At 73.4% G+C, this 13631-nt stretch carries 9 protein-coding genes; 2 read left to right on the forward strand and 7 right to left on the reverse strand.

Annotated features, from left to right (window positions below; genetic code table 11):
- Nucleotides 1-240 precede the first annotated feature (240 nt).
- Entirely contained in the window at nt 241-3360 is a 3120-nt protein-coding gene (locus GR130_RS28930; RefSeq protein ID WP_159507442.1) for an alpha-mannosidase, read from the forward strand.
- Nucleotides 3361-3414: 54 nt separating this feature from the next.
- Here GR130_RS28930 and GR130_RS28935 read toward each other — a convergent pair whose 3' ends face one another.
- Together GR130_RS28935 and GR130_RS28940 are read right to left on the reverse strand one after the other, a co-directional pair.
- Nucleotides 3415-5157: a pyruvate dehydrogenase gene (locus GR130_RS28935; protein ID WP_159507443.1), complete on the reverse strand. Its 1743-nt coding sequence runs from the start codon at nt 5155-5157 to the stop codon at nt 3415-3417.
- Between the two features lie 60 nt (nt 5158-5217).
- On the reverse strand, nt 5218-6981 hold the full coding sequence (locus GR130_RS28940; protein WP_159507444.1) for a protein phosphatase 2C domain-containing protein: 1764 nt from the start codon (nt 6979-6981) through the stop codon (nt 5218-5220).
- Between the two features lie 410 nt (nt 6982-7391).
- On the opposite strand from GR130_RS28940, the gene GR130_RS28945 reads away from it, so the two are divergent.
- Nucleotides 7392-7874, forward strand: a complete 483-nt coding sequence (locus tag GR130_RS28945; RefSeq protein ID WP_159507445.1) for a DUF456 domain-containing protein — start codon at nt 7392-7394, stop codon at nt 7872-7874.
- A 61-nt stretch (nt 7875-7935) separates the two neighbouring features.
- Here GR130_RS28945 and GR130_RS28950 read toward each other — a convergent pair whose 3' ends face one another.
- The 5 genes from GR130_RS28950 to GR130_RS28970 form a co-directional block, all read right to left on the reverse strand.
- Complete coding sequence (locus tag GR130_RS28950) at nt 7936-9534, reverse strand: AlkA N-terminal domain-containing protein (protein ID WP_201305028.1); 1599 nt, start codon at nt 9532-9534, stop codon at nt 7936-7938.
- 211 nt (nt 9535-9745) lie between these two features.
- Nucleotides 9746-10921 (reverse strand): ribosome small subunit-dependent GTPase A, encoded by a 1176-nt coding sequence (gene rsgA, locus GR130_RS28955; RefSeq protein ID WP_159507447.1) that lies wholly within the window; start codon nt 10919-10921, stop codon nt 9746-9748.
- 382 nt (nt 10922-11303) lie between these two features.
- A complete protein-coding gene (locus GR130_RS28960) occupies nt 11304-12173 on the reverse strand; it encodes a hypothetical protein (protein WP_159507448.1) in 870 nt (289 codons plus the stop codon).
- Complete coding sequence (locus GR130_RS28965) at nt 12170-12490, reverse strand: PadR family transcriptional regulator (protein WP_159507449.1); 321 nt, start codon at nt 12488-12490, stop codon at nt 12170-12172. Before GR130_RS28965 ends, GR130_RS28960 begins: the two co-directional genes overlap by 4 nt.
- Nucleotides 12491-13164: 674 nt before the next feature.
- Entirely contained in the window at nt 13165-13464 is a 300-nt protein-coding gene (locus tag GR130_RS28970) for a hypothetical protein (RefSeq protein ID WP_159507450.1), read from the reverse strand.
- Nucleotides 13465-13631: the final 167 nt, after the last annotated feature.

The raw sequence follows: 13631 nt of genomic DNA on the forward strand, positions 1-13631 counted from the left end.
CTCGAACAGCCTCACGGTCAGCATTCCCAACCGGCCCGGCGCCATGCTTCCGCTTGCCGACCGCGAGCGCCGCCGCCGCGTCCGGGCCGCCCCGGACGACTCAGAGGCCACAGGCAGCACGGACGGACGCCCCTCGCTCGCCACCGGCCCGCGAGTGGGTATGCCTCCGGTACGCCCGGAGCGCGCCCGGCCCGCGGGCCCGGCGCCGGGGCGCGTGCCGTACGAGCGTGAGGAGCCGCTGTGCACGACGACCGACTGCTGGTGGAGGGGCGCCTGGAGCGGGCGCTGGGACAGTTCATCAGGCCCGCGCGGTACGCGGCGCGCCGGCCGCTGCGGCTGGAGGTCTGGCACGTTCCAGGAGAACCCCTGCCCGTGGACGAGGCACTGCGGGCCGCGTACGAGCCCTTCGCGGTCGGGGACGCCTGGGGGCCACCCTGGTCGACGAGCTGGTTCCGGATGGCCGGCGAGGTGCCGCGGGAGTGGGCGGGGCGCCGGGTGGAGGCCGTCATCGACCCGGGCTTCAGCGGCGACGGACCGGGCTTCCAGGCGGAGGGGCTGGTCCACGACGCCCGCGGCGTCCCGCTCAAGGGCATCCACCCGCGCAACCGGCACGTCCCCGTCGCCGCGCCCGCGCAGGGCGGCGAGGAGGTCCGGCTCCTGCTGGAGGCCGCCGCGAACCCGGCCGTACTGCGGGACTTCCGCCCCACCGACCTCGGCGACGTGCGCACCTCACCCCGGCATCCCCTCTACCGCTTCGCGTCCGCCGACCTCGCCGTGCTCGACGAGACCGTCTGGCAGCTGGTCCTCGACATCGAGGTGCTGTCCGAGCTGATGCACGAGCTGCCCGTCGACCGGCCCCGCCGGCACGAGATCCTGCGCGCCCTGGAGAACATGCTGGACGCGGTCGATCTGCACGACGTCGGCGGTACGGCACAGGTCGGGCGGGCGGAGCTGGCCGGCGTACTGGGCGGCCCGGCGCACGCCAGTGCGCACCGCGTCTCGGCCACCGGGCACGCCCATATCGACTCCGCCTGGCTGTGGCCGCTACGCGAGACGGTCCGCAAGGCCGCCCGGACCTTCGCCAACGTCACCCAACTCGCCTCCGAATACCCGGAGTTGGTCTTCGCCTGCTCCCAGGCGCAGCAGTACGCCTGGGTGAAGGAGCACCAGCCGCACATCTGGTCCCGCATCAAGGAGGCGGTGCGCGGGGGAAACTGGGTGCCGGTGGGATCGATGTGGGTGGAGTCCGACGCCAACATGCCCGGCGGCGAGGCGCTGGCCCGCCAGCTCACCCACGGAAAGCGCTTCTTCCTGGACGAGTTCGGCGTCGAGACCGAGGAGGTCTGGCTGCCCGACTCCTTCGGCTACACCGCGGCCTTCCCGCAGCTCGCCCGGCTGGCCGGGGCGCGCTGGTTCCTCACCCAGAAGCTCTCCTGGAACCAGACGGACAAGATGCCGCACCACACCTTCTGGTGGGAGGGCATCGACGGCACCCGGATCTTCACCCACTTCCCGCCCGTCGACACCTACAACTCCCAGCTGCACGGCCGCGAACTCGCCCACGCGGAACGCAACTTCGCCGACAAGGGTCGCGCCACCCGCTCCCTCGTCCCGTTCGGCTGGGGCGACGGCGGTGGCGGACCCACCCGCGAGATGCTCGAACGGGCCCGCCGGCTGCGCTCGCTGGAGGGCTCCCCGCGCGTCACGGTCGAGCCGCCGGCGCGCTTCTTCACGGCCGCCCACGAGGAGTACGGCGCGGCGGCCCCGGTCTGGTCGGGCGAACTGTACCTCCAGTTCCACCGCGGCACCTACACCTCGCAGGCGAAGACCAAACAGGGCAACCGGCGGTGCGAACACCTGCTGCGGGAGGCTGAGTTGTGGGCCGCGACGGCGGCGGTCCGATCCGCCGGAGAGCCCGGCAAGCCCTCGTACGACTACCCGTACGAGGCGCTGGACCGCCTCTGGAAGACCGTGCTCCTGCACCAGTTCCACGACATCCTGCCGGGCTCGTCGATCGCCTGGGTCCACCGCGAGGCCCGCGCCGCCTACGCGGCGGTGGAGGCGGAGCTGACCGGCCTGATCGAGGAGGCGCTCGGGGCGCTGGCGGCGGGTCCGGCCGCCGCGGCGGCCGGACCCGCGGTCTTCAACGCCGCGCCGTACGACCGGTACGAGATCATCGAGCCGCCCGACGGCCCGGACGCCGAGGCCGTCGCCGTCCACGTCCCCGCCCTGGGCTCCGCCCCCCTCCCGCCGCCCTCCGCCGGCGCGCCCTCCCCCGTACGCACCCGCGCCGGCGCCCGCCACTTCACCCTCGACAACGGTCAACTGCGGGTGGACATCGACGCCGACGGCCTGCTGGCCTCCGTACGCGATCTCGCCACCGGGCGCGAGGTGCTGGCGCCCGGCGCGCGCGGCAACCTCCTCCAGCTGCACCCCGACCACCCCAACCAGTACGACGCCTGGGACCTCGACCGGCACTACCGCAACCGCCACACCGATCTCACCGACGCCGACTCCGTCGAGCTGCTCGCGGCCGGCCCGCTCTCCGCCACCGTGCGGGTGACCCGGACCTTCGGCGACTCCCACGTCACCCAGGACCTCACCCTGCGGGCCGGGTCACGCCGGCTCGACATCACCACCGACATCGACTGGCACGAGTCGGAGAAGGTCCTCAAGGCCGCCTTCCCCCTGGACGTGCACGCCGAACGGTCCACCGCCGAGATCCAGTTCGGGCATGTGCACCGCCCCACGCACACCAACACCAGCTGGGACGCCGCCCGTTTCGAGATCTGCGCCCACCGCTGGCTGCACGTCGCCGAGCCCGGCTACGGCGTGGCCCTCCTCAACGACTCGACCTACGGCCACGACGTCACCCCCACCCCCCATGACCAGGGCCTCGGCACGACCGTACGGCTCACCCTGCTGCGCGCCCCGCACAGTCCCGACCCGGAGACCGACCAGGGCGGCCACCGGTTCCGCTACGCGCTGCTCCCCGGCGCCGCGGTCGGCGAGGCGGTCGCCGAGGGCCTGGCCCTCAACCTGCCCCTGCGGACCGCCACCGCACCCCCCGTCGCTCCGCTCGTCCGCGTCGACCACCCCGCCCTCACCGTCGAGTCGGTCAAACTCGCCGACGACCGCAGCGGCGATGTGATCGTCCGCCTCTACGAATCCCGCGGCGGTCGCGCGACCGGCACCCTCTCCCCCGGCTTCCCCCTCGACCGCGCCGCCGTCACCGACCTGCTGGAACGCCCGCTCCACGACGAGGACGCGGGCCCGGCCTCGGAAATCACCGTCAGCCTGCGCCCGTTCCAGATCCTGACCCTGCGGCTGCGCCCGCAACGCCGCCGCCCCTCGCCCTGACCCCGCCGCGACTCCCCCGCTCCGCTCCTTCAGCTCCCCGACGCCCCGACTCCCTCACACCCGCGGGATGTTGCGCAGATTGGAGCGGGCCAGCTGCACCATCCGACCCACGCCCCCGGCCAGCACCATCTTTCCCGCCGAGAGCGCGAAGCCGGACACCATCTCGGCGCTGATCTTCGGCGGGATGGACAGCGCGTTGGGGTCGGTGACGACATCGACCAGCGCCGGACCCCGGTGCCGGAACGCGGCGCGCAGCGCGCCGCGCAGCTGCCCGGGCTTCTCCACCCGTTCGCCGTGCGCCCCGGCCGCGCGGGCGATGGCGGCGAAGTCGGGGTTGCGGTTGGTCGTGCCGTACGACGGCAGACCGGAGACCATCATCTCCAACTCCACCATGCCGAGAGAGGAGTTGTTGAACAGCACGACCTTCACCGGCAGGTCGTACTGCACCAGGGTGAGGAAGTCGCCCATCAGCATGGTGAATCCGCCGTCGCCCGACATCGAGACGACCTGCCGGCCGCGGTCGGGGAACTGGGCCCCGATCGCCTGCGGCAGCGCGTTCGCCATCGAGCCGTGGGTGAACGAACCGATCACCCGCCGACGGCCGTTGGGGCTGAGGTAGCGGGCCGCCCAGACGTTGCACATGCCCGTGTCGACGGTGAAGACCGCGTCGTCCGCGGCCTCCTCGTCCAGGACCGACGCGACGTACTCGGGGTGGATCGGCACATGCTTCTCCACCTTGCGGGTGTACGCCTTGACCACACCTTCCAGCGCGTCCGCGTGCTTCTTCAGCATCCGGTCGAGGAACCTGCGGTCGGTCTTCTCCCGGACCCTGGGGATCAGGCAGCGCAGCGTCTCGCGGACATCGCCCCAGACGGCGAGGTCGAGCTGGGAGCGCCGGCCGAGGTGCTCCGGCCGGACGTCCACCTGGACGATCGGCACGTCGTCGGGCAGGAAGGCGTTGTACGGGAAGTCCGTGCCCAGCAGGATCAGCAGATCGCACTCGTGGGTGGCCTCGTAGGCGGCACCGTAGCCGAGCAGCCCGCTCATCCCGACGTCGTACGGGTTCTCGTACTGGATCCACTCCTTGCCCCGCAGCGCGTGCCCGACCGGGGACTTCACGCGCTCCGCGAACTCCATCACCTCGGCGTGCGCGCCCGCGGTGCCGCTGCCGCAGAACAGCGTGACCCTGCCGGCCCGGTCGACCAACCGGGCGAGCCGGTCGATCTCGTCGTCACCGGGGCGGACCGAAGGGCGGCTGGTCACCAGGGCGTGCTCGATCGCACGCTCCGGAGCCGGTTCGGCGGCGATGTCGCCGGGGAGCGAGACGACCGAGACCCTGCTCCGCCCGATGGCGTGCTGGATCGCGGTCTGGAGCACCCGCGGCATCTGCCTGCCGCTGGAGATCAGCTCGCTGTAGTGGCTGCACTCGGCGAACAGCCGGTCCGGGTGCGTCTCCTGGAAGAAGCCGGTGCCGATCTCGCTGGACGGGATGTGCGAGGCGAGGGCCAGTACCGGCGCCATGGAGCGGTGCGCGTCGTAAAGCCCGTTGATCAGATGCAGGTTGCCCGGCCCGCAGGACCCGGCGCAGGCCGCCAGCTTCCCGGTGAGCTGCGCCTCCGCCCCGGCGGCGAACGCGGCGGCCTCCTCGTGCCGGACCTGGATCCAGTCGATGCCCGAGTGCCGGCGGACGGCGTCCACGACCGGGTTCAGGCTGTCCCCGACGACACCGTAGAGCCGCCGTACGCCCGCACGTACCAGGATGTCGATGAACTGCTCGGCCACGGTCTGCTTGGGCATGTCGGGGAACTCCTCGGGGCGGCTGGGGGGCCTGTCCGACGGGTGTGGGTCGCGCTTCCATCAACCCATGGGCCGACGGGGTTCGCCTCTGGGACGGGCGGTCGGCGGGGGCTCCACGCCGCCCCGCCGCGCCACGTCGTCCCAGGACTCCCAGACACCCACCGCCGTGCGGTCCTTCGTGTGGCCCGCGAGGGGTGACTGGGTGGCGGTCAGGAAGTCCGTCAGCCCGGGCGGCCGGGTATCGGACCACCGGCCGGCGAGTCGGGCGGCGAAGCCGGGGGCGCCGCGCCAGGGGTCCGCCAGGCCGGAGGTGCACAGCAGGAGCGTGTCCCCGGGGCGCGCGAGCGTGGCGCGGAAGAGGAACGGCTCCGGGCGGCTCGCGGTGCCGGGCTCGTACGGCGCGTGGGAGGCGCGACCGGTGTCGGGGGCGCCGGACGGGCCCGGGGCGGTGGCCGGCGCGGCGCGGGTGCCGGCTTCCGCCGCCGCGGGCTCCAGGTCCCGCCAGGCGCCGTTGCGCAGCCGGAAGATGCCGCCGGCGCCCACGCCGAAGAACACCCGCGTACGGCAGCCGGGGTCGGCGGGCACCAGGAGGCAGCGCAGGGTGGCCGTGTACTCCTCGGGCGGCAGGCCCAGTTCTGCCGCCCGGCCGCGCAACTGCCCGTAGGCGCGGTCGGTGAGGCGCTGGAGTCCCGACGTGAGGGCGTCGCGCCGGTCGGCCCGGATGTCTTCCGCCAACCGGGTGGCGTTGCGGCCCACCGCGCCGCCGATCCAGGCGCAGGCGTCGCGGGCGGCGCGGTGGGCGTCCTGGCCGGCGGCCGGGAGGCCGGTGGCGACGGCCACCAGCAGCAGCGCGTCCCGGCCGGTGCCGAAGCGGGCGGTCAGCAGCGCGTCGCGGCGCGGCTCACCGCGCTCGCGGGCTGCGGCACCGCGCTGGGAGACGGCCCGGAGCGTGACGGAACCGTATCCGGCACCGTCCAGCACGGTGTCGGGCACCAGTGCGTCGAGGGCGTCCGGGTCGGCGGCGGGGAGTACGAGAGGCGGCTCGGAGGCGGGCGCGGGTGTCCGCGGTCCGGCGGAGCGGGCGGGTGCCGGAGGCTCCGAGGAGCGGGCGGGGGGCGCGGGTGCTGCTGGGGACGGTGGGTTCTGCGGGGATGGCGGCCGGGGGGTGGCGGGGATGCCGTCCGGGGCGGGGGCGCCGGGGCGTCCTGTGGGCGCGAGCGGCGAGGGGCGCGGCCCCGGACCGGTGGCCCGGAGCGGGATGGGCTGCGACGGCGGGGGCGGAGGCTGGTACTGGGACTGCGGCGGGGGCGCCCCCCGTCGCGTGGGCGGCTCCCACGGCCTCGGCTCCCAGGGAGTCGGCTCCCAGGGCCGGGGTTCGAAGGGCTTGGGGTCGAACCGCCGGGCATCGGACCGCCGGGCATCGGGCCGCCGGGCATCGGACCGCTGAGGGTCAACACGCCGCGGATCGCCGGGCTTTGGTTCTGCGGGCGACGACAGGGGCGACGGGGACGACGGGGGCGCCGCGCCGACCGGAGGCGGTGGCACCACGCGCGGATCCGGCACACCCGGCACGTCCGGTACGCCGGGCGCATCGGGCACGTCCGGCCGTGGGGCAGCCGGGGGCCGGGCCCGTTCCCGTCCCGCGAGTGCGCGCAGCGCCGAGGCGACCCGTTCGTCCAGCGTGTCCGGGGCGTCGGACGGGCCCGCGTCCCGCCCGGTGCCGCCGCCCTCGCCGACGTCAGCTCCCTGCGCGGTGCCGTCGCCGTACAACTCGCGCCACCACCAGTCGTCCGCCCTGCCGCGCCCTGCCCCCTGCCGGTTCATGGACCGCATTGTCCATGGATGTACACCCTTGAGACAGGGCGCGAAACGGGCAACCTGCGGGACGGCCCCACCAGCTCCGCACGGGCGGTGCAGAAACGCCCAAGTCGCCTGCCCGTAAAGCTGGTTGAAGCGAATCGGACAATCCGCGAGCGTCCCGGTGGCGCCGTCGGTACCGGCACGCGCCCGGCGTGCCGTCCCCCGTCCCCCGTGTGCCGGGGAGCGCGTCCCGCCCCGGTCCGGCAGGCTTGGGCCATGTGGGCCGTCAGGAAGGCCGTGAGAGGGCGCAGCGCGCGAGCCGCCGCCGGGCGTGCGCCGCTCCGGGCGCGTACGGCCGCCGGCGGTGCCGGCCGTACGCCCGCACGACCCGCGGCCCACCCCGCGCCTGCCCCCGCTGTCCCCGGGACCGTCGTATGAGTGGGTGGCAGTTGGTCGCCGTCGGGCTCGTCATGCTGCTCGGGGTGTTCGGCGTGCTGGTTCCGGGCATTCCGGGGCCGCTCATCGTGTGGGCCGGTCTGCTGTGGTGGGCGACGACCGCGCGGGCCTCGCTGGCGTGGGCGGTGCTGATGGCCGCCACCGCCGTACTGCTCCTCAACCAGGTGCTCACCTGGCTGCTCCCGGCCCGCAGTCTGCGCGACGCGGGCGCGCCGTACCGCACGCTGTTCCTCGCGGGCGTGGCCGGAATCGCGGGCTTCTTCCTGATCCCGGTCGTCGGCGTCCTGCTCGGCTCCGTCGGCGGGCTGTACGCCCTCGAACGCGTCCGGCTCGGCAGCCACGGCGACGCCCGCGCCTCCACCCGTACGGCGATGCGCGCCGTGGGGTTGAGCGTGCTGGTCGAGCTGTTCGCCTGCCTGGTGGTCATGGGTGCCTGGGTGGGGGCACTGATCGCCGGCTGACCACCCACCGGGCGGCCGGGCTCCGCCACGCCCGCCCTCCCACCGCGCTCCCCGCCGCCCCTCAGGCCGCCTCTCCCGCCGCGTTCGCCGGCCCGCCGCCGCCCATGTCCCCCTCGGGCAGCAGCCCCGCCCGCCACAGATGGTGCAGGGCGTACGCGCCCCACGGCCGCCATGCCCCCGGCGTCCGCACCGCCCCTTCGGCGCCCACGTCCGGATCGCCCATCCCCCGCATCCGGATGTACGCCGCGGCGCGCGGCCCCACGCCCGGCAGTTCGGCCAGCGCGCGTGCGGCGGCTTGGCGGTCCGCTCCGGGATCCAGCCGGAGGGCGCCGTCGGCGAGCGCGGCACACAGTGCGCGCACCGGCTCCGGCACCCCCGGACCGGTCAGATCCGCGGCCGCGGGGAAGAGATGGGTCGGCCCGCCGTCCGCCTCACCGGCCCGCTCCCCCAGCAGCCCCGCACCGCCGTCCGCCCCGCACAACGGCGTGCCGTGCGCCCGGACCAGCTCCGCGGCGCGCTCCGGCGGGCCGTCCAGCACCGTCCGTACGGCCAGTTCCTCCGGGTCGACGGCGCCCGGCGAACGCAGTCCCGGGCGCTCGGCGACCAGCGGGCCGAGCAGCGGATCCGCGCCCAGCCGCTCGACGACGGCGTACGGATCCGCGTCGAGGTCGAAGAGCCGGCGCAGCCGCTGCACGGCCGTCGGCAGATCCCGCAGATCGGTCAACCACAGCCGGCAGTCCAGCCAGCCGCCGTCGGTACCCCGCGCCGCCGGGCACACCAGCCCCGCCGGCGGCCGGCTCCGCCCGCCCGGCCCGGCCGGCTCGTCGACCTCCGCGATGCCGATGCCGTACGGGAGCCGCACCGTGCGGCGGTAGGTGCGGCGGTGGGGACGGGACGCCTCCCGCGACCCCCGGGGGTCCCCCACGGGCCGGAACCCCCGTACCTCCTCGACGCCCGGCACCGCCCGCGCCTCCAGGAAGTCGAAGACCTCGGTCGCGGCGTACGGCCCCCGGTGGGCGAGCCGCAGGGGAATCCCGCCGGGGGCGGCGCCGCCGGCCTCCGCGCGGTGCCCGGCGGCGCCGTCCGGCCGTCCCGCCCCCGGGCCGCCGCGCGCGGCTCGCAGTTCGCTCGGCGTCCCGGCGTAGATCTCGCGCATGGTGTCGTTGAACTGCCGGATGCTGGCGAACCCGGCGGCGAAGGCCAGCTCGGTGACCGGCAACGCGGTGGTCCGCAGCAGCACCCGGGCGGTGTGCGCCCTCCGGGCGCGGGCCAGCGCCACCGGGCCCGCGCCCAGTTCCGCGGTGAGCTGCCGCTGGACCTGGCGGGTGCTGTAGCCGAGCCGCCGGGCGAGCCCGCCGACACCCTCGCGGTCGACCACGCCGTCCTCGATGAACCGCATGGCCCGGCCGACCAGGTCCGCGCGGACGTTCCACTCCGCGGAACCCGGTGCGGCGTCCGGCCGGCACCGCCGGCAGGCCCGGAACCCGGCCGTCTGCGCGGCGGCGGCCGACGGGAAGAACCGCACGTTCCCCCGGTTGGGAGTGACGGCGGGGCAACTCGGCCGGCAGTAGATCCCGGTCGTCGTCACCGCGAAGAAGAACTCCCCGTCGAACCGCGCGTCCCGGCTCGACACCGCCTCGTACCTGGTCTCGTCGTCCATCACCCGCCCAGTGTGCGCGGCCCGACCGCGCCCCCACCGGCGGAAATCGGACACGGCGCTCGCACCCGCACGAGGCGCGGAACCCGACCGGGCACGGACCGGACGGGACCGTGCACGGGCGGGAGCGGGCACTGAACGGACGGGACGGGGCACGGTCGAAGCCCGGCGCGAAAAGGACCGGGCACGCGGGCCCCCGAGCCCCGCCGCGGGCTTACCTCCCCTTCCCCCGCTTCCGCTCCGTCATGTGCCGTCCCAGCGCCTGCTTCTGCTTCCACTCGCGTCGGCGCTCGGCCCGCAGCCGGGCGTCCGTCTTGGCGACGATCCACTGGTTCTCGCGCTGGAGCTTGCGGTAGCTCTCCATCCGACGCTCCGTCAACTCACCGCTTTCGACGGCCTCCCGGACCGCGCAGCCGGGCTCCGCCCCGTGCGCGCAGTCGGGGAAGCGGCACCGCTCCGCCAGCTCCTCCACCTCCGCGAACGTCCGGGCCAGTCCGCCCTCCGCGTCCCACATCCCGACGCCGCGCAGCCCCGGCGTGTCGATGAGCACCCCACCGCCGGGCAGTACCAGCAGATCCCGGGTCGTCGTGGTGTGCCGCCCCTTGCCGTCCCGGTCGCGGATCGCCTGCACATCCTGTACGTACGCGCCGACCAGCGCATTGGCCAGCGTGGACTTCCCGGCTCCGGAACGCCCCAGCAGTACGGACGTGCCGCCGGCGAGCACCGCGCCCAGCACGTCGATCCCGTCCCCGGTCGCCGCGCTGACCGCCAGCACCTGCACTCCGGGCGCGGGGCCCTCCGTGTCCGCGACGAGATGGCCGACCCCGGCCGGGTCCCCCGCCAGGTCCGCCTTGGTCAGTACGACCAGCGGCTGCGCCCCGTTCTCCCCTGAGAGCGCGGACCCGTGCACCGGTCCCTCACCCGTCGAGCCGGACATCGCCAGCGCGAGGAACCGCTCGATCCGCCCGAGGTCCAACTGCTCCGCGAGCGACACGCAGATGACGATGGTGTCGACGTTGGTGGCCAGCACCTGGCCCTCGGAACGCTTCGACGACGTGGACCGCACGAATGCCGTGCGGCGGGGCAGCAACGCCCGCACCACACCGTCGACATGGTCGCCCACACGACCGTTCGCGAAGTCGATGACAGCCCAGTCACCGGTGCACGGCACCCGCATCGGGTCGCTGGTCGCCACCAGCGCGGTATCCGCCAGGACGGTACGGATGCCGTCGCCGTCGGGCACCGCCGCATCCACGCGACCACGGTCCACGCGGACGATACGGCCGGGCACGAACCCCTGCCCGGCAAAGGGGGTGAAGCTCTCCGCGAACCCGTCATCCCAGCCATAGGCGGACAGCGGATGCGCGGAAGACACAGTCAGGTCGAACAACGGGATGACCCTTCAGGAAGGAGCGGTCCCGGCCACGCGCACAACGCGCGAGAAGAGAAAGGGAAGTTGAATCAGCCGGAGACCACGGAGGTGAAATTGATGATCTTCTGGACGCGGGCAGCGCCCCTCGCAACGACAGTCATCAGTACTCACCTCCCGGTTTCCTCAACAGCCGACGGCACCATCAAAGCGCCGTCCACGACGTCGTCGACGTTAGACCAGTCCCACGCCGCGGCACCAACCGTTTTCCCGACGCAGACCGTGGGCCCCTTCTCCGGCTCCCCGGGGCCTTGGCCCCCGCCTCGGAATCCTTGTCATCGCCGCCCACCTCCCATGGGTCAGTGCGTACGCCTTGCACACGAGTCGAGCAGGCGCGTCCGCGTCACCCGACATCGCCGGCAAGATCCACCGGACGTTCCTTCCGGAGCGCGGATACGGCTCCGCGAACGGAACTGACCAGGGCCGCGACAGCAGCGGTGACGGTGACGACGGCGAGAACGGACGGCACGGGGGCGTCGGGCACGTCACCGGTATCCATGACCAACGCCGTGACGGTCGCCACACCGGCGATGCCTATCGTGGTCACGGCGAACGCCATCGCAACACCGAGCAGGGCGAGTACTCGCAAGGTCTTGGCGGAAGGTCGGCACCGGGTGACGACGACGGCGGGCGTCACCGCCACGGCCGTCAGGAACGCCGCCGGACCGACCCATCCCAGGGCGAACAGCCAGGGCCCGTCGACCAGGTAGCGGAGCATCAAGGCCCACACTCCGCCGAGTAGCACGGGTACCAGTGCGAGAGGAGCCAGCAACGGGCGCCACGCGGCCCAGTTGCCGGTTCTGGCGGTTTCCGCGAGGAGCGACAGGGCGCCGACCAGCGGGATGAGTCCACTGCCGTCGGTGGCGTACTGCGCCATGTCCAACAGAGGCCGGACCCAGTCTGCCGAATCCGGCCGCAGTTGTTCGGTCAGGACGATGTGCAGCAGCGGCAGGACACAGAGCGCGGCCCACCAACTGACCCAGGTGGTGGCGACACTTGCCTGCATGCGGCGACGGCGCCGTTCCGCGGGCTCGTTGGGCATCACCGGGCGAAGCCACGCCCGGAGAGCGCCGACGAGAAGGTCTGCGACCACGCGTGGGCCGGTGCCGGTGTCCTCGACCAGTGCTTCGAGTTCAGGGCCGTAGCGCTCCCGGAACGCGGGAGGGTATACCCGCAAGGCCAACCTGCCGGCCATGTTGGTCATGTTGGTCATGCGCCTGCCACCCCCAGCTTGGTCAGCCCGACATGTGCGAAGCGGGCCATCGCCCGGAGTCTGTCGTCGAGCACGGTCTCCCCTTCTGCGGTGAGGCGGTAGGGCCGGCGGCGCTCGTCCCCGTCCAACGCCGCGACCAGTCCGCTGTCCTCCAGCCGCGAGATCGCGGCATACAGCGTGCCCGGCCCCAACTTGACGGAAGTCTGTTCCTCGACGTCCTTGATGATCGCGTAGCCGTGCTTGGGGCCGTCGGCCAGGCTGGCCAGGATCAGCAGCGCGGGTTCCGCCCATCCGACGCGGTCGCGTTGACGCGGCATCGGACACCTCCTTCGCTCACCTCGACTACTACGTTAAACGATATAGCGTTGTACGGAGTAGTTGTGGAGGTACGGCAGAAGGGACCGCGACCAATCACGGTCGTCTCGAACGTCGTTGAGGCTTCGTGACGGCCGAACCGCGGTGAACTACCGGTGGTACCGGCCGGCCGTCCCCCGTGGCATGACCATCAGCAACGCCTAGAGTCGCCGCATGACGTGGAGTGAGGCGGAGTACGTCGAGTACCTGCGGGCCGAGCGACGTGGCTACGCGTGGGTCATGCGCCGACACGGCGGCCTGACACAGCCGGAAGCTTGGGCGGCCGCCTTGGACCGTTACCCCTATGAGCCAAGTGATGTGCCGCATCGCGGACTTGTCTTCCATGACGAGGCGTGGCACTGGGCGATGCTGGCCATACACGGAGATCGCTACACGGCGGAGTGCCCCGGGATGGCTCAGCCGTCAGCCGAGTACACGGCTCTTGAGTAAGAGGTCGTTCCACCGATCAGTCGGCGGTAGCCGATGAGTGTTGCCGCGATGCGCCCGCCGCGGGTGGTTCGGCCCGACGGAAGGCGGCAGCGGTGCCGATGAAGTCGTGGGTTCGGTAGGGCATTCTGCGCCCCGACGTACGCCAGGGACCGGGACACCGACGCCCGCCGCACGAGACCACCATCTCCTAGCAGCAGGTGCCGACTCTGTCTCTGCCGGGCAGGACGGTCGGTGGGTTGGGGTCAGGGGTTTCCCCGGTGTGCATGGCCCAACGCAGTTGGCGTACCCGGGGAATGCGTGTCAGTTGGACGACCAGCCTTTCCAGGGCGGCGGTCGACGGGCCGTCCGAGGTGAGTGTCACGTGGATGGTGAGGTGGGCGTTGCCGCCCGGTTCAAGGGTGCGGTGGATCTTCAGGCGGACGTCGGTGCCGGCGAACGCGACGATGCACAGGGCTTTCACCATGCGCTCTATCGGGGGATCGCACACGGCCTGGAGTGTGCAGCGGGTTGGTGTGGGAGGGATGGGCGTGGGCGTTTCGGGGCGTCGGAAGAGAGGGCGGAACGGAAGGTTCATGGGGACACATCCTGAGCTGATCAGCCGGGTGCATAGGGTCGGTTGGCGGCTACGGCCGTCGGGGCGGCGTCGGCCGGGCA

Origin of the sequence: Streptomyces sp. GS7 (genome assembly GCF_009834125.1) — a bacterium.
Classification (GTDB): Bacteria; Actinomycetota; Actinomycetes; order Streptomycetales; family Streptomycetaceae; genus Streptomyces.